This is a genomic window from Aurantimonas sp. A3-2-R12, from assembly GCF_036016755.1.
GTDB lineage: Bacteria > Pseudomonadota > Alphaproteobacteria > Rhizobiales > Rhizobiaceae > Aurantimonas > Aurantimonas coralicida_A.
Genome location: NZ_JAYXIH010000005.1, coordinates 59,488 through 82,289, shown reverse-complemented (window position 1 = coordinate 82,289; position 22,802 = coordinate 59,488). Strand labels below are relative to the sequence as shown.

Below are 22,802 nucleotides of genomic sequence, written 5' to 3'. Positions count from 1 at the left end.
TTAAATAAAGCAAGCCGGACGAATTGGCTTTAACTTCATTCTACGGGTGGAGACCTTTTGTAGCGGTTAACGACAACAACTTTGGTTCTGACAGTTTGGTGAAGTTTCCATCTCACGCGCCGTTTAGGCCGGTGAGCGGGCGCCCCAGTCGTCCGGCCAGATCCTGCACGAACTGGTAAGCGACGCGCCCCGATCGGCTACCGCGGGTTGTCGCCCATTCGAGGGCTTCGCGGCGAACCATTTCGGGATCGGCGGCAATGTCATGCGCGGCCAGATAACCGTCGATCATCGCCAGATACTCGTCCTGGCTGCAGCGATGGAAGCCCAGCCAGAGGCCGAATCGATCCGATAGCGAGACTTTCTCCTCGACCGCTTCACCGGGATTGATCGCGGTTGACCGCTCGTTTTCGATCATGTCGCGGGGCAGAAGGTGGCGACGGTTCGATGTCGCGTAGAACAGCACATTGGGTGGCCGGCCCTCGACGCCGCCCTCCAGCGCCGCCTTCAGCGATTTATAGGCGCTGTCGCCCATGTCGAAGGAGAGATCGTCGCAGTAGAGAAGGAACGGGCAGGGCACTTCGCGTACCAGACTCATTAGCTGCGGCAAATGATCGATATCCTCGCGGTGGATCTCGATCAGCTTGAGATGGGGCGTTTCGGCGGGAAGCGCGGCGTTCACCGCGGCATGCGCGGCCTTGACCAAGGACGACTTGCCCATGCCGCGCGCCCCCCACAAAAGCGCGTTGTTGGCCGGAAGTCCGCGGGCGAAGCGCTCGGTGTTTTCCAGGAGAATGTCGCGCGAGCGGTCGATGCCCCTGAGCAGTTCAATGGGAACGCGATTCACTATCCGCACCGGCGCGAGGGCGGCTGGCGGTTCGAAGACGAAGCAATCGGCGGCAGTGAAATCCGGCGTAGGAGCCGGCGGCGGCGCAAGCCGTTCGAGACCTTGCGCGATCCGATCCATGGTCTGCATCAAGCGGGTGAACTCAGCGGAATCCATCAGGAAAACTCGTCTCTTTCGTGGCTGTCGGCTCGGTCTGGTGCCGGCTTGTTGCATTCGAGGCGACCGATCGTATATTCCGCGCTGATCGTAAAGGCCCTGTGCCCCCCATTTCCTGAGAGGTTCCTGATGTTTGTGTCCGAGGCTTTCGCCCAGACGGCTTTGCCCACTGGTGGCGGAAGCGATATCCTGATCAGTGTGCTGCCGTTCGTCGCGGTTTTCGCGATCATGTATTTCCTGATCATTCGGCCGCAGCGCACGACGATGAAAAAGCGTCAGGAAATGCTCAGCAACATCCGCCGCGGCGATACGGTCGTGACCGGCGGCGGCATCGTCGCCAAGGTGACCAAGGTGCTGGATAACGGCGAACTCGAGGTACAGATTTCCGAGCAGGTGCGCGTGCGGGTGGTACAGGCGATGGTCGCCGAGGTGCGCGTCAAGGGCGAGCCGGCTGCGGCGAACACCAAATAGCCGCTTTGCTTGAGCAAACGAGGCCACTGCCTTAAAATCGTCCGCGACACGAAACACCCGTGTCGCCGGCTGCGTCGATCGAACGCTTAATACGGATTGCGCCTCCTTTGGAGCGACCGTCGACCCTTTCGGGACCCATATGCTCTATTTCTCGCGCTGGAAAACGATCCTAATCTGGCTGACGGTCGCCCTCGGGGTCGTCTACGCTGCCCCGAACCTGTTCTCGACCCAGGCGCTCGACGAAATGCCGTCCTTCGTGCCTGACAACAAGATCACGCTCGGGCTCGATCTGCAGGGCGGGTCCTACATTCTGCTCGAGATCGACGGTCCGTCGCTGACCGGGGAGCGCCTACAGACGTTGCGCGACGACGCGCGCCAGATATTGCGCACCGAGCGCGTCGGCTATTCGGGTCTCAGCGATTCCGGCACGACGGTGACGGTGCGGCTACGCGATCCCGCGCAGGCCGATGCCGCACGCGAGGCTTTACAGCCGCTGGTCCAGCCGCTTTCGAGCGGATTGCTGAGCGGCGGTACGGTCACGGAAGTGGCGATCGCCGAACCCCAACCCGGCGTCCTGACCCTGTCGCTGACCGACCAGGGAATTGCCTACCGGATATCGACCGCCGTCGCTCAGTCGATTGAGGTCGTGCGCCGCCGGGTCGACGAACTCGGCACGACTGAACCGCTGATTCAACGCCAGGGCGATGACCGGATCATGGTGCAGGTTCCCGGCTTGCAGGATCCGCAGCGGCTGAAAGCGTTGCTCAACCAGACCGCCAAGCTCACCTTCCGTTTGGTCGACGAGACGGCCTCGGCTGACGAGGTCGCCAGGGGGGCTCGCCCGCCCGCCGGATCCGAACTGCGTTACACCAACGACCAGCCGCCCCAACCGATCCTGGTCCAGCGCCAGGTGATGGTCTCCGGCGAGAACCTCACCGACGCGCAAGCCGGCTTCGACAGCCAGACCAATGAAGCCGTTGTCAACATCCGCTTCGATACGCAGGGTGCGCAGCGCTTTGGCGCGGTGACCCAGCAGAATGTCGGGCGGCCCTTCGCTATCGTGCTCGACGACGAAGTGCTGTCGGCGCCGAATATCCGCGAGCCGATCCTTGGCGGTCAGGCGCAGATCAGCGGCAATTTCACCGTCGACAGCGCCAACGACCTCGCGGTTCTGCTGCGCGCCGGTGCGCTGCCGGCGACGCTCAATATCATCGAGGAGCGGACGGTCGGACCGGGCCTCGGAGCCGATTCGATCGCCGCGGGCGAAATCGCCGGCATCATCGGATCGATTCTCGTCGTCGCCTTTATGTTGGCGGCCTACGGGTTCCTGGGCATCATCGCCAACATCGCGCTCGTCGCCAACATCGTCATGATCGTCGCGCTTTTGTCGGTCTTCGGTTCGACCCTGACCCTGCCGGGCATTGCGGGCATCGTGCTCACCGTCGGCATGGCGGTCGATTCGAACGTGCTGATCTACGAACGCATCCGTGAGGAACGACGCGGCGGACGATCCGTGGTGCAGGCGATCGACGTCGGCTTCAAGAAGGCGCTGGCGACGATCATCGATGCCAACATCACCACGTTGATCGCCGCGGTCGTGCTGTTCTCGCTCGGCTCCGGCCCGGTCCGCGGCTTCGCCGTGACGCTTGCCTTCGGTATCGTTACGACCGTGTTCACGGCCTTTACCCTGACCCGCTGGCTGATGGCCGAATGGGTTCGCCGCAAGCGGCCGAAGGAGCTTCCGAAGGGCTTCCTCCATCTGGTTCCGGATGTGACGAAAATCCCGTTCATGGCGATCCGCAAATGGACCTTCGCGGCCAGCCTCGCGGCTTCGATCGCCGCGCTGGTCGGCTTTGCGACCCTCAGCATGAATTACGGCATCGATTTCACCGGCGGAACCCTGATCGAGGTGCAGGCAAAAGGCGAAGCGGCCGATATCGGCGGTATCCGCTCGGCCTTGACCGCCAGACCGATCGGCGACGTCTCGGTTCAGGAGTTCGGCTCGCCCAAAGAGGCGCTGATCCGGATCGGCTCGCTCAGTGTCGAGGGACAAAGCGGCGACGCCGCTCAGCAGACGACGGTCAACGAGGTGCGCGACGCGCTCTCGGCCGATTATGACTTCCGGCGAGTGGAGGTGGTCGGGCCGACGGTCTCGGGCGAGCTCGCCCTGGCCGGCACGATCGCGGTGCTTTTCGCGATGTTGGCTATCCTGGTTTATGTCTGGATTCGGTTCGAGTGGCAGTTCGCGATCGGCGCGATCGTCGCGACCCTGCACGACGTCATCATGACCATCGGCTTTTTGGTCGTCACCCAGATCGAGTTCAACCTGTCGAGTATCGCGGCGATCCTGACCATCGTCGGCTATTCGCTGAACGACACCGTGGTGGTCTACGATCGCGTGCGCGAGAATTTGCGTCGCTACAAGAAGCTGTCGCTGATCGAGCTTTTCGACAAATCGATCAACGATACATTGTCGCGCACCACTCTCACGGCATTGACCACCTTGCTGGCGCTCGCCGCGCTGGCGATCTTCGGTGGGGAGGTCATCCGCTCCTTCGTTCTGGCGATGCTGTTCGGCGTGATTATCGGCACCTATTCGTCGATCTTCGTGGCGGGTCCGATTCTCATCCTGTTCAAGCTGCGTCCTGCGGACTTCCAGGCCGATCGCGAAGAGAACGCAGCCGCGCGGACGGGTATCCCGGCACCGCGCGAAAGCTGACCGGGGGATGGCGAAGGGCATCGAAATCCGCGCAGCGCACTTTCCTGGGCGGGCGCCGATCGAGGCCTACGGCAACGGTGGGTTTCGGTTTGCCGACATGTCGCATCGCGGCTCGATCCTGTGCCTACCGTCCGGAATTTACGGTTGGGATGCGACGGTCGACGCGCCATTCGCCGGGGATCGGCTGGCCAAGGTCTTCGAAGAAGCGGACGATATCCGCTTTCTCCTATTCGGAACCGGCAGTGAGATCCGTCGGCTGCCGCCAGCGCTGGCCGACCGGATGAGGAAGGCCGGGATTTCCTGCGATCCGATGTCGACCGGCGCTGCAGTGCGGACCTTCAATGTCATGCTGGCCGAGAGCCGCCCGGTAGCCGCGGCGCTTGTCGCGGTCGACTGACGCCATGAACGAAAACGCAAAGGAATGCGTCCGTCTGGTCGAGGCGGAGGATCGCGACCGGGCGATCTCGCTGGCCTTTGCTCCGGCGGACAGGCGACCGGACCTCGCGGCGCTCTATGCTTTCGATGTCGAGACCGCAGGGATTCGCAATAAGGTCAGCCAGCCAATGCCGGGCGAGATTCGGCTGCAATGGTGGCGAGATGTTTTGTCGGGAGTCGGCGAGGGTGCAGCCGCACACCCGGTCGCGGCGGCCCTGTCGGAGACGATCGAACGCTACCAATTGCCCCGGTCCGCCTTCGATCGCCTGCTCGAGGCCCGGATTTTCGATCTCTATGACGATCCGATGCCATCGCGCGAGGCGTTCGAGGCCTATGCGGGGGAAACCGCGTCGACGCTGATCATGCTGGCGGCGATGATCCTGTCACGGGATCAGGCAGAGAATTTCACCGAGGCCGCTGGCCATGCCGGCGTCGCTCAGATGGTTGTGGGCGTCCTGCGGTCGCTGCCAATGCATCGTGCGCGGGGACAGGTTTATTTTCCGGCCGATCTGCTGGCGGCGGCCGGATGTACGGTCGACGATCTCGTCAGGGGCGAGGACGAGCCATCGTGCCGCGCCCTGGCCGCAATGGTCGCCTTCGGCCGTGAACACGATCGCGCCTGGCGGCGAGACCTGACGCACATCCCGCGGGCGCTTCGTCCCTCGTTCCTGCCGGCGGCACTGGCGGCCTCATACCTCGACCGGATCGAGCAGACAGGGATTGCGACGCTCGATAAACCCGTCGAGATCGGGCCGCTGAGAAAGACCTTCCTCTGCTGGCGGACCATGCGTATTTGATCGGGTGAGACGGCTGTCCGCTCCGTGAGAGTGGGGAAACGGCCGACCGGACGCAACGGGGATCGTCATGATCGGCAGATTGAAACGCGTCCCAAGCCGGTTCGGCCGATTGACACAATCGCTTGCGGAAGGGGCCGGCTCGGCAGCCATCCGCTTTCCTGTTGCAACGCTGCTGGTTGTCGCGATCGCAATCATCTCCAACCTCGCCGTTCGGAATGTCTATCTGCCGAACGAGGCCGATTTTGTCTGGCTCGTCGTCGCGCTTTACGGGGCTGCGGCGAGTTCTGTCGTCGCGGCGATCTTCGCCGAGGCACGGCGCTCACCCGTATCGATTCGGCTGGTCTCCCCGATCGCGACCGCATCGTTCGTCGGACTTGTGATCTGGTTTGGGCCGGAGCTTGGTGTCACCGCGCCGCCCTTGATCCTGGCGGCGACCCTTGCCGTTCCGCTGGCGCCTTATCTCGGACGCCACGACACGCGCCACTTCTGGGTCTTTACCCTGTGGACCGTCGCCGGAGTCACGCTGGCGTTTCTGTCGGTGCTGCTTTTTGTGCTCGGCCTGTCCGCAATTCTGGAAATGATCCGGTTCCTGCTCGATGTCGGACTGCCGGATGACGCCTACGAGCACATCTATGTCACTGCCTTTGCCCTGGTTGGACCGCTGTTTTCTCTTGGGCGCATCCCGCGGGATTTCGATGACGCAATGCCGGTCACGGGCGACGACCGGTTGATTTCTGGTGTGCGCATCCTGATCGACTGGGTGGCGGCGCCGCTGGTATTAGCCACGGCGATCGTGTTGCATCTCTATGCCGCCAAGATCCTCGTTACGATCGAGGTGCCGAAAAACGAGATCGGCTGGATCGTGAGCTTGTTTGCGTTCCTGCTGCTGTCGTTGCGGGTCGCCAGCGATCCCTTCATCGCAGGCGGGGCGTGGCCCACGCGGCTTCTGGCGCGAATCTGGGCGTTCGTCTTGCTCGTCCCACTCGCGCTCCTCTTTTACGCAGTCTCGCTGCGGGTCGCGGCCGAGGGCGTGACGCTGGAGCGCTACTATCTGGCCCTGGCCGCGGTCGCAGCAGTGATCGTGATCGTGCTGGAGGCCGTGCCACGCGCTCGCGGCGATATCCGTTGGATGGCCGCGGTTCCGATCGTGCTACTGGCACTGTCGTCGTTCGGGCCCTGGGGCGCGGCGAGCACGGTAGGGCGAAGCCAGACCAGCCTGATCGTGACCGAATTCGGCTGGAGCGACGAAATGGTCGGGTCCGGAATCCCCGCAGCCGATCGCCCGGCGAATGCACAGGCCCGGCTGCGCTCGCGTCTTTATGCTCTGGAAGAGGCCGGAGAACTCGACCGAATCCTGCCTTATCTCGATCCCGAGGCAGCGGCGCACTACGCCGAGGCAAAGCGCGGCAGCCCCGGCACGGAGATTGATATGGTCTTCGCGGAGTTGGGCTTGGCTGCTCCGTCGCAACTGAGCGAGTTTCGCAGCTTTACCGCCAACGCCGGGACCGCCGTCGATCTCGCCGGATTCGATCGTGCGTTGTCGGAAAGAGCTGTTGCCGCAGCCGAGGACGACGGCGGAGGAGGACGCGTGATACCGGCGCGACCTGGCGACATAGCGCTCGCAGTCTCGGGCACGGCTCTCACGATCCGGATCGGTGCCGTCGCGGATCGCGTCGATCTGGCGGATGCAATCGCCGCTCTGCCCGAAACCGTCTTTGCTACCGACCCCGATCGGTTGGCGCCGGTGGTCGTCGATGTCACGAGCGCAAGAGGGCGTCGGATCCGGATGGCGCTGCGCCAATTGTCGCTGTCCGGAGACACCGGGGCGATCCTCTCGGCGACCCTGGCGCTCTACTACCGCTCCGCCGACTGGCCGGCGGAAGCGGCAGAAGCGCCTGATGGCGCCGCGCCGGAAACCTCACTCGGCGGCGGTGGCGACCGCATCGAGCCCAAGCCACGCGGCATAGTCGGCGAGGGCGCGCGCTGACATCGCCTTCTTCTTGGCGATTGTCTTTTCCTTGCCGCGAAATCGCTTCTGCCCTTCCGGCTTCTGGATCGTGCCGGGGTCGAGCGGCGGGAACAGGCCGAAATTGACGTTCATCGGCTGGAACGAGCGCTTGCCGCCGTCTTCCTCATGGGCGAGATGTCCGCCGGTGATGTGAGCGATGAGCGCGCCCATCGCCGTGGTCTGAGGCGGTGGGCTCAATGTCTCGCCGAGACGTTCGGCGGCTGCGAAACGCCCGGTCATCAGGCCGACGGCCGCGGACTCGACGTAACCCTCGCAGCCGGTGATCTGGCCGGCAAAGCGCACATGCGGCAATGCCTTGAGGCGCAGCGTCGCGTCGAGCAGTACCGGCGAGTTGAGATAGGTATTGCGGTGCAGGCCCCCCAGTCGGGCAAACTCGGCGTTTTCGAGCCCCGGAATCATCCGGAAGATGTCGGCCTGGGCGCCGTATTTCAATTTCGTCTGGAAACCGACGATGTTGTAGAGCGTGCCGAGGGCGTTGTCCTGGCGCAATTGAACGACGGCGTACGCCTTGATGTCAGGCTGATGGGCGTTGGTCAGACCCATCGGCTTCATCGGTCCGTGCCGAAGTGTCTCGGGACCGCGCTCCGCCATCACCTCGATCGGCAGACAGCCGTCGAAATAGGGCGTGCCCTCCCACTCCTTGAACTCGGTGCGGTCGCCCTCGACCAGCGCCGCGACGAAGCGCTCGTAGGTTTCCTTGTCGAGCGGGCAGTTGATGTAATCCTTGCCGGTGCCGCCGGGGCCGACCTTGTCGTAGCGCGATTGAAACCACGCTTTGTCCATGTCGATCGAATCGAAATGGACGATCGGCGCGATCGCATCGAAGAAGGCCAGCGCATCGGATCCCGTGGCGGCACGAATGGACTCCGCCAGGGCGGGCGCCGTCAACGGACCGGTGGCGACGATGCTCGGACCCCATTCTTCGGGCGGCAAGCCTTCGACCTCGCCGCGTTCGATCCGGATCAGCGGATGATCGTCGATCGTTGCGGTGACGGCTTCCGCGAACCCTTCGCGGTCAACGGCGAGCGCGCTTCCGGCCGGCACCTGATGCGCGTCAGCCGCGCGCATGATCAGCGAGTTCGCCAGCCGCATTTCCGCGTGCAGGACGCCGACGGCGTTGGTCTCGCTATCGTCCGAGCGAAACGAGTTCGAGCACACCAGTTCCGCCAGCGAATCGGTCTGGTGCGCGTCGGTCCCGCGCAGGGGCCGCATTTCGTGGAGCACAACCGGGATACCACGCTCGGCGATCTGCCACGCGGCTTCGGAGCCGGCGAGCCCGCCGCCGACGACATGAATGGGTTTGTTCGACATGGAGAAGATTTAGCAGCCGGTGCGCCGTCCCGAAAGGGCCGGATGGATCGCCATGCCCAGAAACGACGAAACCCGCCGGGGGGAGGACCCGACGGGTTTCAAACGTACCTGCGCTGGGAGGAGGATGCGCAGGCTACAATCCGCATTCGGCCCGGGAGGAGGTGGGCCGTCAGCGAAACTCTTGCTTCTCTCATCGGCCGCCGGGGGGAGGACCCGACGGCCGACCGAGAGATGCCCGCGCTGGGAGGAGGATGCGCGGGCACTTTTCCGCCTTGGGGGTCTGGGAGGAACAACCCACGGCGAAGCTCTGATCTCTTTGGCGCCCGCCGGGGGGAGGACCCGGCGGGCGTCTTGGGAAGGTCCACCCCATTCTGGGAGGAAGATAGGTGAACCTTGATCCGCTCGGGCCCTGGGAGGAGGATGGGCCGTCGCGAAATCGAATGGGTTGGGTGGCCGTTTAGCCGACCGCGCGGCGGGCGATGCTGCTGATGTCGCCGCGGGCGATGCCGAGGTCGGACAGTTCGCGCTGCGACAGGCGGCTCAGCTCGTTGACCGTCTCGCGGTAGCGGCGCCAGTTGTTGTAAGAGCGGACGATGTTCATTGTCTTCACCTGGTTGTCTAACTTTAATCGATTGAAGCGGCCCGGCTGATCCGTCAGCGTCGCCTCGTTGACCAGGAAGTTAGGGGGCCGGATCGAAGGTTGCCAGACGTCTAAACGCATGGCAGCCTTGCAATTTGTGCAATGCAGCAAAAAATTGGTGAAAAATAGGAAAAATCAACATGTTAGCGAATAGGTTTATGCGTTCTGAATCTGAGGGGCATGCTGCAGGCGCGTCGCGTTAAGCTGTGGTTAAGCATCGTGTGAGGCCTGAGGCGCGGTCGGCCCGCGATCGGCGTCGACCAGCCCCGCCTTCGTCCCGCAAGTGCAGCGCGGCGAATTCAGGCCAAATTTGCCCTTTCGTGGCCGGAATGCCGGTGATATAGAGGCGCGCGCCTCGCGTCGCCCATTGTTCGGCGCACCATGCGGGTGTGGCGGAATTGGCAGACGCACTTGGTTTAGGTCCAAGCGCCGAGAGGCATGGGGGTTCAAGTCCCTCCACCCGCACCATTCGGGCGCTTTCACGGAATTCATAACGGGCTCGGTCGGCACAGGTCGGCCCTGGCAAGATCAAGAAGGTATCGAGAATGCAGGTAACGGAGACCAAGGCCGAGGGACTGAAGCGCGAGATCGAGATCGTCGTGCCCGCCTCGGATCTTGAAGCGCGCCTCCAGACACGGCTCTATGAGGCCAAGGACCAGGTGCGGCTGAAGGGTTTCCGGCCGGGCAAGGTTCCCGTCGCACATCTTCGCAAGATGTACGGCAAGTCGATGATGGCCGAGATCGTCAACCAGATCCTCACGGACACGCCTCGCACGGTCATTGCCGAGCGTAACGAGCGCTCCGCCATGCAGCCCGAGATCGGGATGACCGAGGACGAGGGCGAGGCTGAGAAGGTTCTTCGCGGCGAGTCGGACTTCAAGTTCACGCTCGCCTACGAGACGCTCCCGGCAATCGAGCTCAAGGAGACCACGGGCATCAAGATCGAGCGACCGATCGTCGAGGTTTCCGACGAGGAGATCGACGAGCAGGTCAAGCGGATCGCGGAGAATGCCCGAACCTACGAGCCCAAAAAGGGCAAGGCCAAGGACGGCGATCGCGTCACCATGGACTTCGTCGGCAAGATCGACGGCGAAGCGTTTGATGGCGGCGCGGCCACCGATTCCAATCTGGTGCTCGGCTCCAACCAGTTCATTCCCGGTTTCGAGGAGCAGCTTGTCGGCCTCAAGGCGGGCGACGCGAAGACCGTCGAGTTGACTTTCCCCGAGGATTACGGCGCGGCTCATCTCGCGGGCAAGGCTGCCACCTTCGACGTGACCGTCAAGGAAGTCTCGGCGCCGGTCGAGACGGCGATCGACGACGATATGGCCAAGAAGTTGGGGGTCGAATCGCTCGAGCGCCTGCGGACGGTCGTGCGCGAGCAGATCGAAAGCCAGTACGGCCTGGCCACACGCCAGAAGGTCAAGCGCCAGCTGCTCGATGCTCTCGACGAAACCTATGATTTCGCCCTGCCGGAGAAGCTCGTCGAAGCCGAGTTCACCAATATCTGGACCCAGGTCGAAAACGAGCTGAAGCAGAACGGCAAGAGCTTCGAGGACGAGGACACGACCGAGGAGGACGCCAAGGCCGAGTATCGTCGCTTGGCCGAACGTCGCGTCCGGCTTGGCCTGGTTCTCTCGGAGATCGGCGAAAAGGCCGGCGTGCAGATCACCGACGAGGAACTGCAACGCGCGATGTTCGAGCAAGTCCGTCGCTATCCCGGGCAGGAGAAGGAGGTCTACGAGTACTTCCAGAAAACTCCGGACGCCGTGGCGAGCCTCAGGGCGCCGCTCTATGAGGAGAAGGTCGTCGATCATCTCCTCTCCGAGGTCGACGTCACCGACAAGACGGTCAGCAAGGAAGAGCTGATGGCCGAGGACGAAGACGACAAGGAAGCGGCTCTCGCCTCCTGATGCGCCCCGTGTGGTGAGGCGAAATGTCACGGGGGCCGGCGAAAGTCGGCCCCTTTTTGCGTCGCGCTGCCGGCTGCGGGCCTCAGTCTCGTCAAAGCCACGGGTGATAGACCGGCGCCGAGATTGGAAGGTGGCGGCTCGCGCCAAAGGACTTAGGCTATATCCGGCATGCAGCGATTTACGACGACCGGCATCATCGCATTGTTCATCGGCATTCTCGTTTGGGCGGGAACGAGCGCGGCCCAGATTCCCGGCCTTCCGAGCACCTCGTCAGCCGCCAACGATACTGGCGGGCAGGGCGGCGATACCGCCAATCTCGATGATCTGATCAAGATCCTGGAGAATGGCGAGACCCGTGCCAAACTCGTCGAATCGCTGAAAGCCGCCGCCTACAAGGCGCCGGGAGGCGAGGGAGAGGACGGTGGGGATGCCGCCATCGTCCCAACGGGCGCGGAGGTTGTGCGGACGCTGCCCGGCGAGATCGCCGACTCCACGCGCGCACTGATCGGCGGCCTGTCGGAAACTTGGGAAACGCTGCGAACGAATACCGCCTCCGCGCTCGATATGCTGGCCGGCGTCGGCAGCATCGACCTGCCGAACGTCCTTGCGACGATACTGCCGGTCGCGCTCGTCGCCATCGTGGTGTTCCTGGTGCTGGCCGCAAGTCGGCTTGTAAAGGCACCAATTTTCCGCCGAATGGCCGAACGCGCCGAGCATTCAGGCCCGCTGCGCAAGCTGATGCTGCTGGTCGTTTCGGCCCTCGTCGACGCTGCGTCGATCATTGTCAGCTGGGCGGGCGGCTATGTGGCCGCGACGATTTTCTTCGGCGGTCGGCCCGGCATCAATCAGGCTTTGTTCCTCAACGGCTTCTTGCTGATCGAGATGATCAAGGTCACCCTCGGGACCTTCGTCGCGCCGACCTATCCCAGGCTTCGCCTGACCCCGTTCTCGGACCGTCAGGCAAGTTATTGGTATTTCTGGATTTCGCGGCTGATCTCGATCCTGGGCTACACCTTCCTCTTCGTAGCCCCGATCATGCAGCGGTCTTCCGGGGCTGCGGCGGCCGACGCGACGCGCCTTATCGGCGTGGTGCTGTCGCTGATTCTGGCAGTCTGGCTCATTCTGAAGAACCGCGGCGTCGTACGCGAGCGTCTGAAGCGCGCCAGGCAACACGGCGACAAGAGCCTTGGCGCCCGCTTCAATGCGTTTGTCGGCCAGATCTGGTGGGCGCTCGCAATCGGGTTCGTGCTGACGCTGTTCGCGGTGTGGCTGCAGAGTCCCGAGATCGGCTTGACCTTCGTCGTCGTCTCGATACTCAAGTCAATCGCGGCGATGGCCTTGGGTGGTCTCGTCGTCTCGATTCTGTCCCGGTGGATCGCCAAAGGCGTTCCGATCCCCGATGACTGGAAAGAGCGGATTCCGCTTCTGGAAAGACGGGTGAACTCATTCATTCCGAAAATGCTCACCGTCTTTCGAGTCCTGGTGATGCTCGTCGTGCTCGGCGCGATCCTGCAAGCGTGGAATCTGTTCAGCTTCTCCGATGAATTTGGTCGACTGGCAGGCCAACGCTTCGTCGGCAGCCTCATCGGCGCTGGTGTGATCCTTGCCGTTGGCGTGGCGATCTATATCGGCATCTCGTCCTGGATCGAATATCGGATGAACCCGAATTTCGGCACCGTTCCGACGGCACGCGAACGCACCCTCCTGTCGCTGTTTCGCAACGCCTTCACCATCACCATGGTGGTGATCGTGTCGATGCTGGTCCTGTCGCAGGTCGGCATTGATATCGCGCCGCTTCTCGCCGGTGCCGGCGTCGTCGGGCTGGCGATCGGTTTTGGTGCCCAGAAGTTCGTTCAGGACATCATCACCGGTGCCTTCATCCAGATCCAGAATGCGATGAACGAGGGCGATATCGTCGAGCTCAACGGCGTCTCCGGCGTCGTCGAACAACTGACCGTGCGCTCGGTCGGGCTCAGGTCCGTCGATGGGACCTGGTATCTGATCCCATTCTCTTCGGTCGATCAGGTCGCCAACTACTCCAAGGACTTCGCCTATTACGTCGCGGATATCGGGGTCGCGTATCGGGAGAATGTCGAGGACGTTAAACAGATGATGCACGACGCCTTCGAGGAGCTGAAGGAAAGTTCGGTCGGTCCCAACCTGATCAGTGATCTCGACATGTGGGGCGTGCAGGAATTGGGGGATTCAGCTGTCGTCGTGCGTGCCCGTGTCATGACCAAGCCCAGCACCCAATGGGGCGTCGGCCGCGCCTATCGCGAGATCGTGAAGCGCCTTGCCGACGAACGCGGTATTGAAATCCCGTTCCCGCATATGACCGTCTGGTTCGGCGAGGATCGGGGTGGCAAGGCACCGCCCGTTCGCCTCGCAGGCGAGGAACCGACGGTGCCGCAGAGCCGCGTGATCGACGAGGCCGCCACGCCGAGCGAGGCGACGCGGGCGACGCGCGAAACAAGCGGCTCGGACTACGGCTCCACCGACGCGACCGGGCGGCCAATTCCCCCCAGCGGCGGCGACATTGATAGCGCCGGCGGAGACCGCGGCTGACGCCGGCAACGGCAGTGGCGAAACGGAATTCGGTCATATCCGTGGCGTCGGCGGACCGAACTGCGACAATGCCGTCGGCGGATGGCTTGCATAGGCCCTTTGCCAAGCCCTATCTACGGCGTCAGAAACGAGCATCGATTCTCACAGGCGGAGCCGTCCGGCACCGCTCCACCCGAACAAGCAGCGAGACGACGACTGATGAAGCACCCCTTGGAAACCGCGATGAATCTCGTCCCGATGGTGGTTGAGCAGACCAATCGCGGCGAGCGCGCCTATGACATCTTCTCGCGTCTCCTCAAGGAGCGGGTGATCTTCATCACCGGTCCGATCGAGGATTCGATGGCGACGCTGGTTTGCGCCCAGCTGCTGTTCCTCGAGGCCGAGAACCCGAAAAAGGAGATCGCGCTCTACATTAACTCGCCGGGCGGCGTCGTCACCAGCGGCATGGCGATCTACGACACCATGCAGTTCATCCGGCCCGCGGTCTCGACTCTGTGTATCGGCCAGGCGGCCTCGATGGGCTCGTTGCTGCTTTGCGCCGGTCAGAAAGATATGCGGTTCGCGACGCCAAACGCGCGCATCATGGTGCATCAGCCCTCAGGCGGCTTCTCCGGGCAGGCCTCCGACATCGAGCGTCATGCGCAGGACATCATCAAGCTGAAGCGCCGGCTCAACGAGGTCTACGTAGAGCATACCGGCCAGGACTACGAGACCATTGACCGCACCCTCGACCGTGACCATTTCATGACGGCAGAAGAAGCCAAGGAATTCGGCCTGATCGACACGGTGTATTCGTCGCGGGCCTCGCTTGAAGCCGATGTAACTAAGTAGCGCATAGCATTTGCCACGTCGCGGCCACAGTCGGCGGTCGATAGTGGGAGGCGCCGCGTTAAGCGCTGCTCAAGCAATCGACGTTATGTCGGATGATGTGCATAGGTGCGTAGGACGCCTCTTCCGCGACCCGTGAGGGCCGAAGTCGCTTTGCCGACAGGCCTTATTGGGTTTACGCTCGGCGGAGATATCAAGAAACGGATCCCTGGAGGGGACCGGATCGGAAGGAAAGACGAATGAGCAAAACGAGCGGCGGCGATTCCAAGAACACGCTCTATTGCTCTTTCTGCGGAAAGAGCCAGCACGAAGTCCGTAAGCTGATCGCCGGGCCGACGGTATTCATTTGCGACGAATGCGTCGAATTGTGCATGGACATCATCCGGGAGGAAAACAAATCCTCCATGGTGAAGTCCCGCGAGGGCGTGCCGACTCCTCAGGAGATCATTGCGGTCCTGGACGACTACGTCATCGGTCAGGCTTTCGCCAAGAAGGTCCTGTCGGTCGCGGTGCATAACCACTACAAGCGCCTGGCCCACGCGGCCAAGAACAACGACGTCGAGCTGGCCAAGTCGAACATCCTGCTGATCGGTCCGACCGGCTGCGGCAAGACGTTGCTGGCCCAGACTCTGGCCCGCATCATCGACGTGCCGTTCACGATGGCGGACGCAACGACGCTGACCGAAGCCGGTTATGTCGGTGAGGATGTCGAGAACATCATCCTGAAGCTGCTGCAGTCGGCCGACTATAATGTCGAGCGGGCGCAGCGCGGCATCGTCTATATCGACGAGATCGACAAGATCAGCCGCAAGTCCGACAACCCCTCGATCACCCGCGATGTGTCGGGCGAGGGCGTGCAGCAGGCGCTGTTGAAGATCATGGAGGGCACGGTGGCTTCCGTGCCGCCGCAGGGCGGACGCAAGCATCCTCAGCAGGAATTCCTGCAGGTCGATACGGCGAACATTCTGTTCATCTGCGGTGGCGCCTTTGCCGGCCTCGACAAGATCATCTCCGATCGCGGCCGCAAGACCTCCATCGGCTTTGCCGCGAATGTCGCCGCGCCGGACGAGCGGCGCACCGGCGACGTGTTCCGCCAGGTGGAGCCCGCGGATCTGCTGAAATTCGGTCTGATCCCGGAATTCGTCGGCCGTCTGCCGGTTCTGGCCACGCTGGAGGACCTCGATGAGGTTGCCCTCGTCCAGATTCTGGAACAGCCGAAGAACGCTCTGGTCAAGCAGTACCAACGCTTGTTCGAGATGGAGAACGTCGAGCTGTCGTTCCATGAGGACGCGCTGAAGGCGATTGCCCGCAAGGCGATCGAGCGCAAGACCGGCGCGCGCGGACTGCGCTCGATCATGGAGGCAATGCTGCTCGACACGATGTTCGATCTGCCGACGCTGGAAGGCGTGCAGGAGGTCGTGATCTCCGAGGACGTGATCGATGGCAACGCGCGTCCGCTCTATATCTACGCCGAGCGTAACGGCGAGAAGGAAAACGTCAGCGCGTAACAGTCTCGATTTTCGGGGAATTGACGGACGGCATCAGAGCCCGTCCCGGCTTCCCGCCGGGGCGGGCTTTTTGTTATCGGGCGGGAATGTCGGGCAACCGCATTGCGGCTCGGTTGCAGTCCGAATCGCTTGAATTGCCGGACATTGACGCCCACATTGACGATCGATGAAGGCGTCGGCACCGAGTGCTTGAACAAGGCTCGAAGCGGACGGCCGTAGACGGCATATGCCGTGGAAAGGAATCTCATGACCCAGACGCCAGAACGCCAAGGAGCCGGAGAGGCTTTGCTGTATCCGGTCCTGCCGTTGCGCGATATCGTCGTGTTCCCGCACATGATCGTTCCGCTGTTCGTCGGTCGGGAAAAATCGATCAAGGCGCTTGAAGAGGTGATGGGCGCCGACAAGCAGATCCTGCTTGCGACGCAGAAGAATGCCAGCGACGAAGATCCGGCGCCCGACGCAATCTATGACGTCGGCACCGTCGCCAACGTCCTGCAGCTGCTGAAGCTGCCGGACGGGACGGTCAAGGTTCTCGTCGAGGGCATCGGCCGCGCGCACATCGACACCTTCACTCCCCGCACCGAGTGGCACGAGGCCTCCGCGCGCATCATTGAGGAGGCCGAGGAGGACCCCGTCGAGATCGAGGCGCTGGCGCGTTCGGTCGTGTCGGAGTTCGAGAACTACGTCAAACTGAACAAGAAAATCTCGCCCGAGGTCGTCGGAGCGGCCGGCCAGATCGAGGACTACTCGAAGCTCGCCGATACGGTGGCGTCGCATCTGGCGATCAAGATTTCCGAAAAGCAGGACATGCTGACCCTGGTCAGCGTGCGCGAGCGGCTGGAAAAAGCGCTCGGTTTCATGGAATCGGAAATTTCGGTGCTGCAGGTCGAAAAACGCATCCGCTCGCGCGTCAAGCGCCAGATGGAGAAGACCCAGCGCGAATATTACCTTAACGAGCAGATGAAGGCGATCCAGAAGGAGCTCGGCGACGGCGAGGAAGGCCGCGACGAGATGGCCGAACTGGAGGAGCGGATCAAGAAGACCAAGCTCTCCAAGGAGGCGCGCGAAAAAGCCAACGCCGAGATGAAGAAGCTCAAGCAGATGTCGCCGATGTCTGCCGAGTCGACCGTCGTGCGCAATTATCTCGACTGGCTGCTCGGTCTTCCGTGGGGCATCAAGTCGCGGGCCAAGATCGACCTGAAGAAGGCCGAGGAAATCCTCGACGGCGATCATTACGGGCTCGAAAAGGTCAAGGAGCGGATCGTCGAGTATCTCGCTGTGCAAAGCCGGCAGTCGAAGCTGAAGGGACCGATCCTTTGTCTCGTCGGCCCTCCGGGCGTCGGCAAGACCTCGCTCGCCAAGTCCATCGCCAAGGCGACTGGGCGCGAATATGTGCGCATGGCGCTCGGCGGCGTGCGCGACGAGGCCGAGATTCGCGGTCATCGGCGCACCTACATCGGCTCGATGCCCGGCAAGGTTATCCAGTCGATGAAGAAGGCCAAGAAGACCAATCCGCTGTTCCTCTTCGACGAAATCGACAAGATGGGCACCGATTTCCGCGGCGATCCGTCGTCGGCGCTTCTGGAGGTGCTCGATCCGGAGCAGAACTCGACCTTCATGGATCACTATCTCGAGGTGGAATATGACCTGTCCTCGACGATGTTCGTGACCACGGCGAACACGATGAATATTCCCGGTCCCCTGCTGGATCGCATGGAGGTCATCCGGATCGCCGGTTATACCGAGGACGAGAAGGTCGAGATCGCCCGGCGGCACCTGTTGCCGAAGGCGATTCGCGATCACGCGTTGAAGGAGGAGGAATTCTCCGTCAGCGCGGACGCCCTGCACGAGATCGCCAGGCGCTACACCCGTGAGGCCGGCGTTCGTAATTTCGAGCGCGAGCTGATGACGCTTGCCCGCAAGGCCGTGACGCAGATTCTCAAGGGCGAAGCCACCAAGGTGGAGGTCACCGCGGCCAACATCGGCGACTTCCTCGGCGTGCCGCGGTATCGTTACGGCGAAGCCGAGCTCGAGGATCAGGTCGGTGTGGTCACGGGGCTTGCCTGGACGGAGGTCGGTGGCGAATTGCTGACGATTGAGGGCGTGATGATGCCCGGCAAGGGCAAGATGACCGTGACCGGCAACCTCAAGGAGGTGATGAAGGAATCGATCTCCGCAGCCGCCTCCTATGTCCGCTCGCGGGCGCTGGATTACGGCATCAAGCCGCCCTTGTTCGAAAAGCGCGACATCCACGTCCACGTGCCGGAAGGCGCTACGCCGAAGGATGGCCCGTCGGCTGGCACGGCGATGGCGACCGCGATCGTCTCAGTGATGACCGGCATACCGGTTCGCAGGGATATCGCCATGACCGGCGAAATCACCCTGCGCGGCAGGGTGTTGCCGATCGGCGGCCTGAAGGAGAAGCTGTTGGCGGCGCTGCGCGGCGGCATCAAGAAGGTCTTGATACCGGAGGAGAACGCCAAAGACCTCGCGGAGATCCCGGACAACGTCAAGAATCAGCTCGAGATCGTGCCGGTTGCGCGGATGGGCGAGGTGCTGAAGCACGCGCTCGTCAGGGAGTTGACGCCGGTCGAATGGTCGGAGGTCGACGAGCCCATGACGGGCCGCGCCGACGTCGAGGACGGCGCCACGGCTGTTGCCCACTAGGCGCACCGTTAAGATTTGTTGAAAATGCCGCCAATTTTGGCGGCATTTTTTTTGCAAAGCCCGCGAAATCGGGCATCTTGCCGTTGCCGAAGGCGTTTCGATCCGCGAAGGTCGCGCACCGTGCTCACGGAGTCGTTATTGCCAAAGAATCAGGAGGGTATCCTAATGAACAAAAATGAGCTCGTTTCTGCTGTCGCGGAAAAGTCTGAACTGTCTAAACAGCAGGCTAGCTCCGCAGTGGACGCTGTCTTCGAAGCTATTCAGGGGACGATGGCCAAAGGCGATGATATTCGTCTGGTCGGCTTCGGGACGTTTTCCGTGTCCCACCGCGCCGCATCGAAGGGGCGCAACCCGTCGACTGGCGCCGAGGTCGACATCCCGGCGCGCAACGTGCCGAAATTCGCGGCCGGCAAGGGTCTCAAGGACGCCGTCAACAACCGCTAACAATTACATCTCGAGATGTCTCAAATGTCGGCCGGGCGTCAGCGCCCGGCCGAAATGCGTTCGGGCCGTCGTGTGCGGTTGACGGACCAGTCCGATATTCAGGAATCGCGGGATGTGACTAAAGCGCTGCCGGTCATGCGGCGAGTCCGTCATCGCGTGACGATCGGGCTTCGCCTCAATCCTCGATCTCTCGGCGGAGCAGGGCAGGGGGCTCGCGACGGCGAAGCGGTGGGGGCCATGCCCGAATCGGACGGCTGCGTCTTGACGCGTCGGGAACCATGGTGGGCGATGAGAGACTCGAACTCCCGACATCCTCGGTGTAAACGAGGCGCTCTACCAACTGAGCTAATCGCCCGCCGACGCTTCGTCTAAGCGTTCGAGGTCTCGCTGGCAAGCAGGTCGGTGTGCGCGAACAGGCAAACGAGCCCGATAAAAGGGGTGATTTGACCTGTTCGTGGCCTGAGGCCGCAACAGCGGGAATGACCAGTATTGCGAGCGTCCCGAACTTCCTGCGAACTGCCCGAGAAACTTTGCCCGGTTCTGCTTGACAGCATAGGGGGATGCCCGTAAACGACCGCCTCACAAGCCGCATCGAGCGGCCGAGCGCGGGTGTAGCTCAGTCGGTTAGAGTGCCGGCCTGTCACGCCGGAGGTCGCGGGTTCGAGTCCCGTCACTCGCGCCATTTTTATTCAGAACAATCGAGATCGATGCCGAATCCCCTGATGGGAAATCGGCATTATGCTCGCCGCAGCGGTTCGCGCCGCCTCGGCGCTCAAATCCCCGATCCGGCCTCCTCCTGAAAATCGCTTTCGAGGGCCGGCTCCGGCCAGTCGACAGCGGGATCGCTTGCGGTTTTTCCAGACGGCGGCGCCGGCATCGGCATCCAGGCCAAGAGTTCGTCGTCCTGATAGGTGACCGGGAACTGGGGATCGCAATCCGTAGCGATCCAGCATTTTTCCGAGGCGTTGCGGGGCGTCGTCCAGCGCACCGTGTCGACTTCCGCCGGGCCTTGTTCGCTCGCCCGAAGCGTCACGAGAATGCGGTTGCCATCGCGTTGCGCGCTTCGCATCGACTGCCATTGCGGCGTCTCACCGGGGGTCATCGCTCTCTCCGTCGTTGCTGCGCCAGAAGTTTGCCGACGCACCTCGCATTCGGCCAGCCGCGCACCGCGACCGCCGGCCCGATCGCCAATCTAGCTTCTGCCTGGGCGTGAACACCAGAGGCCACACGCCCGCGCTTTCCACGCCTCAAGCGTTGATCGCCGGTTGCATCGCGATCGGTCCTCGACCATCGGGTCCAGAAGCCTTGCCTCGACAGAAGGAAGGCGATAATCCTCGCCGCAATGCGAAGAAGCGCCCGGTCTCTTCGCCGCATTGAACAGCGATCGGGAGGCATGATGCCGTGTGCCGCGGTGGCATCATGCGGTGGCGGTCGTCGTCAGGACCGTCGCGATTTTCAAGCTGTCCGTCAGGGATTGGAATATCGAGATGCCGGAGTTGCTTGCATCCTACCTGCCGATCGTCATCTTCGTCGGTGTCGCCCTCGTCATCGGTCTGGCGCTTCTGGTGTCGCCGTTTTTGCTCGCCTTCAAGGCGCCTGACGACGAAAAGCTCTCCGCCTACGAGTGCGGCTTCGACGCTTTCGATGATTCGCGAATGAAATTCGACGTGCGATTCTACCTCGTATCGATCCTTTTCATCATCTTCGACCTGGAGGTCGCGTTCCTGTTTCCCTGGGCCGCGAGCTTCGGGACCCTCGGCTGGTTCGGCTTCTGGTCGATGATGGTCTTCCTCGGGGTGCTGACGGTTGGCTTCATTTACGAGTGGAAGAAAGGGGCCCTGGAATGGGATTGAGTGACGGTTTCCGGCCGCTCGTGGCGCACGCGCCCTCGACCGGGGTTGCGAGCGCGGGCGCCGTCGCCCCCACGCATGACCCGTTTGTCACCGACATCAACAATGAGCTGGCCGACAAGGGCTTCCTGGTCACCTCGACCGACGATCTCATCCAGTGGGCCCGGACCGGCTCGCTGATGTGGATGACCTTCGGTCTCGCCTGCTGCGCCGTCGAGATGATGCAGATGTCGATGCCGCGCTACGACGCCGAACGATTTGGCTTCGCGCCGCGGGCCTCGCCGCGCCAATCCGATGTGATGATCGTTGCCGGCACGTTGACCAACAAGATGGCGCCCGCGCTGCGCAAGGTCTACGACCAGATGCCGGAGCCGCGTTATGTCATCTCCATGGGCTCCTGCGCCAATGGCGGGGGCTATTATCACTACTCCTATTCCGTGGTCCGCGGCTGCGACCGGATCGTGCCGGTCGACATTTACGTTCCCGGTTGTCCGCCGACCGCCGAGGCGCTGCTTTACGGAGTGCTTCTGCTGCAAAAGAAAATCCGCCGCACCGGCACCATCGAGCGCTGAGGTTGACGATTGTGATGCGCGAATTCGCGACCGAGGATTTGGCCGACTACGTGGTCGAAACGCTGGGCGAAAGCCTCATCGAGCACCAGATGGCGTATGGTGAGCTGACGCTGGTCGTCGCGCCCGGGGCTATCTTGAGCGTGCTGACATTCCTGCGCGACGATCCGCAGACCCAGTTCGTCAATCTCACGGATATTTGCGGGGTGGATTATCTGGAGCGGGAGAAGCGTTTCGATGTCGTCTACCACTTGCTGTCGCCGCGGCAGAATCAGCGCATCCGGGTAAAGGTGCGGGTCGGGGAGGACGATCCCGTCCCGTCTATCTGCGACGTTTTCGCCGGGTCCGACTGGTTCGAGCGCGAGGCCTATGATTTCTACGGCATTCTGTTCACCGGTCATCCCGACCTTCGCCGCATCCTCACCGATTACGGCTTCGAGGGGCATCCGCTGCGCAAGGACTTCCCGCTGACCGGCTTCGTCGAGGTGCGTTACGACGAGGAGAAGAAGCAGGTGGTCTACGAGCCGGTCGAACTCAGGCAGGAGTTTCGCAATTTCGACTTCCTCTCTCCGTGGGAGGGAACGGAATACGTCTTGCCGGGCGACGAGAAGGCTAAACCGAGCTGAGGCCGAAGATATGAGTGAGGCATTACCCGGCGGATGTCTGTGCGGCGCGGCGCGATTCTCGGCGGTTCCGCAAAAAATGGAAATGGATGTCTGTCATTGCCGCATGTGCCAGAAGTGGAGCGGTGGTGTTTTTATGGCCGTTCCTTGCACGGATGTGGCGATCGAGGACACGACGCAATTCGGCGTCTATGTTTCGTCGGACTGGGCCGAGCGTCTGTTCTGCAAGAGCTGCGGGTCGAGTCTCCTCTGGCGACTGCGGGACGGCGGTCACGTGGCCGTTTCCATGCAGAGCTTCGACGATGCATCGCGCTTTGCGTTCACCGAGGAAATCTTTATCGACGAGAAGCCTGAGACTTACCGCTTCGCCGACGCGACGCGTAAGATGACCGGGGCGGAAGTCGTGGCAGCCTTCGCTGCCGGGCAGGATAGCTAG

Annotated in this window: 19 protein-coding genes and 3 tRNA genes; 17 read left to right on the top strand and 5 right to left on the bottom strand. The window is 62.5% G+C overall.

Going from position 1 to position 22,802, the window contains the following annotated elements; all coding sequences use genetic code 11:
• Window positions 1-112: 112 nt before the first annotated feature.
• Complete coding sequence (locus tag VSX60_RS04285; RefSeq protein WP_327622911.1) at window positions 113-1,000, bottom strand: ATP-binding protein; 888 nt, start codon at window positions 998-1,000, stop codon at window positions 113-115.
• 129 nt (window positions 1,001-1,129) lie between these two features.
• Here VSX60_RS04285 and yajC point away from each other — a divergent pair, with 129 nt between their 5' ends.
• From yajC to VSX60_RS04260, 5 genes are all read left to right on the top strand, one after another.
• Window positions 1,130-1,471: a preprotein translocase subunit YajC gene (gene yajC / locus VSX60_RS04280; RefSeq protein ID WP_327622910.1), complete on the top strand. Its 342-nt coding sequence runs from the start codon at window positions 1,130-1,132 to the stop codon at window positions 1,469-1,471.
• A gap of 139 nt (window positions 1,472-1,610) precedes the next feature.
• The gene (gene secDF, locus VSX60_RS04275; RefSeq protein WP_327622909.1) at window positions 1,611-4,190 is read left to right on the top strand and encodes a protein translocase subunit SecDF; all 2,580 of its coding nucleotides are present in this window, start codon (window positions 1,611-1,613) and stop codon (window positions 4,188-4,190) included.
• A 7-nt stretch (window positions 4,191-4,197) separates the two neighbouring features.
• A complete protein-coding gene (locus VSX60_RS04270) occupies window positions 4,198-4,587 on the top strand; it encodes an Mth938-like domain-containing protein (protein WP_327622908.1) in 390 nt (129 codons plus the stop codon).
• Between the two features lie 4 nt (window positions 4,588-4,591).
• Complete coding sequence (locus tag VSX60_RS04265; RefSeq protein ID WP_327622907.1) at window positions 4,592-5,422, top strand: phytoene/squalene synthase family protein; 831 nt, start codon at window positions 4,592-4,594, stop codon at window positions 5,420-5,422.
• A 109-nt stretch (window positions 5,423-5,531) separates the two neighbouring features.
• Window positions 5,532-7,409, top strand: coding sequence for a DUF4153 domain-containing protein (locus VSX60_RS04260; RefSeq protein ID WP_327622906.1), 1,878 nt, complete (start codon window positions 5,532-5,534; stop codon window positions 7,407-7,409).
• Here VSX60_RS04260 and trmFO read toward each other — a convergent pair.
• Complete coding sequence (gene trmFO / locus VSX60_RS04255) at window positions 7,341-8,762, bottom strand: methylenetetrahydrofolate--tRNA-(uracil(54)-C(5))-methyltransferase (FADH(2)-oxidizing) TrmFO (RefSeq protein WP_327622905.1); 1,422 nt, start codon at window positions 8,760-8,762, stop codon at window positions 7,341-7,343. The genes VSX60_RS04260 and trmFO overlap by 69 nt on opposite strands.
• A gap of 457 nt (window positions 8,763-9,219) precedes the next feature.
• Window positions 9,220-9,363, bottom strand: a complete 144-nt coding sequence (locus VSX60_RS04250) for a DUF1127 domain-containing protein (RefSeq protein WP_327622983.1) — start codon at window positions 9,361-9,363, stop codon at window positions 9,220-9,222.
• Window positions 9,364-9,785: 422 nt separating this feature from the next.
• Between VSX60_RS04250 and VSX60_RS04245 the strand changes: the two genes are divergently transcribed.
• The 7 genes from VSX60_RS04245 to VSX60_RS04215 all read left to right on the top strand — a co-directional run bounded on the left by VSX60_RS04245 (window position 9,786) and on the right by VSX60_RS04215 (window position 19,324).
• Window positions 9,786-9,870 (top strand) — tRNA-Leu (locus tag VSX60_RS04245).
• A gap of 77 nt (window positions 9,871-9,947) precedes the next feature.
• A complete protein-coding gene (gene tig, locus VSX60_RS04240; protein WP_327622904.1) occupies window positions 9,948-11,312 on the top strand; it encodes a trigger factor in 1,365 nt (454 codons plus the stop codon).
• 168 nt (window positions 11,313-11,480) lie between these two features.
• Window positions 11,481-13,877 carry a mechanosensitive ion channel domain-containing protein gene (locus VSX60_RS04235; protein WP_327622903.1) on the top strand — a complete coding sequence of 799 codons (2,397 nt, stop codon included), beginning with the start codon at window positions 11,481-11,483 and terminating at the stop codon, window positions 13,875-13,877.
• Between the two features lie 198 nt (window positions 13,878-14,075).
• Entirely contained in the window at window positions 14,076-14,708 is a 633-nt protein-coding gene (locus VSX60_RS04230) for an ATP-dependent Clp protease proteolytic subunit (RefSeq protein ID WP_327622902.1), read from the top strand.
• 236 nt (window positions 14,709-14,944) lie between these two features.
• Window positions 14,945-16,213, top strand: coding sequence for an ATP-dependent Clp protease ATP-binding subunit ClpX (gene clpX / locus VSX60_RS04225; RefSeq protein WP_327622901.1), 1,269 nt, complete (start codon window positions 14,945-14,947; stop codon window positions 16,211-16,213).
• A gap of 246 nt (window positions 16,214-16,459) precedes the next feature.
• Window positions 16,460-18,880 carry an endopeptidase La gene (gene lon / locus VSX60_RS04220; protein ID WP_327622900.1) on the top strand — a complete coding sequence of 807 codons (2,421 nt, stop codon included), beginning with the start codon at window positions 16,460-16,462 and terminating at the stop codon, window positions 18,878-18,880.
• 24 nt (window positions 18,881-18,904) lie between these two features.
• A complete protein-coding gene (locus tag VSX60_RS04215; protein WP_327622899.1) occupies window positions 18,905-19,324 on the top strand; it encodes an HU family DNA-binding protein in 420 nt (139 codons plus the stop codon).
• Window positions 19,325-19,603: 279 nt separating this feature from the next.
• Here VSX60_RS04215 and VSX60_RS04210 read toward each other — a convergent pair.
• Window positions 19,604-19,679 (bottom strand) — tRNA-Val (locus VSX60_RS04210).
• A 250-nt stretch (window positions 19,680-19,929) separates the two neighbouring features.
• Between VSX60_RS04210 and VSX60_RS04205 the strand changes: the two genes are divergently transcribed.
• A tRNA-Asp gene (locus VSX60_RS04205) sits at window positions 19,930-20,006 on the top strand.
• 90 nt (window positions 20,007-20,096) lie between these two features.
• Here VSX60_RS04205 and VSX60_RS04200 read toward each other — a convergent pair.
• The gene (locus tag VSX60_RS04200) at window positions 20,097-20,426 is read right to left on the bottom strand and encodes a hypothetical protein (RefSeq protein WP_327622898.1); all 330 of its coding nucleotides are present in this window, start codon (window positions 20,424-20,426) and stop codon (window positions 20,097-20,099) included.
• Window positions 20,427-20,811: 385 nt separating this feature from the next.
• Between VSX60_RS04200 and VSX60_RS04195 the strand changes: the two genes are divergently transcribed.
• The 4 genes from VSX60_RS04195 to VSX60_RS04180 are packed head-to-tail and all read left to right on the top strand — an operon-like array spanning window position 20,812 to window position 22,802.
• Complete coding sequence (locus tag VSX60_RS04195) at window positions 20,812-21,177, top strand: NADH-quinone oxidoreductase subunit A (protein WP_206454294.1); 366 nt, start codon at window positions 20,812-20,814, stop codon at window positions 21,175-21,177.
• A complete protein-coding gene (locus VSX60_RS04190; protein ID WP_327622897.1) occupies window positions 21,168-21,746 on the top strand; it encodes a NuoB/complex I 20 kDa subunit family protein in 579 nt (192 codons plus the stop codon). The genes VSX60_RS04195 and VSX60_RS04190 overlap by 10 nt, the downstream gene beginning before the upstream one ends.
• A 14-nt stretch (window positions 21,747-21,760) precedes the next feature.
• A complete protein-coding gene (locus VSX60_RS04185) occupies window positions 21,761-22,369 on the top strand; it encodes an NADH-quinone oxidoreductase subunit C (RefSeq protein WP_327622982.1) in 609 nt (202 codons plus the stop codon).
• Between the two features lie 10 nt (window positions 22,370-22,379).
• Window positions 22,380-22,802, top strand: a complete 423-nt coding sequence (locus tag VSX60_RS04180; RefSeq protein ID WP_327622896.1) for a GFA family protein — start codon at window positions 22,380-22,382, stop codon at window positions 22,800-22,802.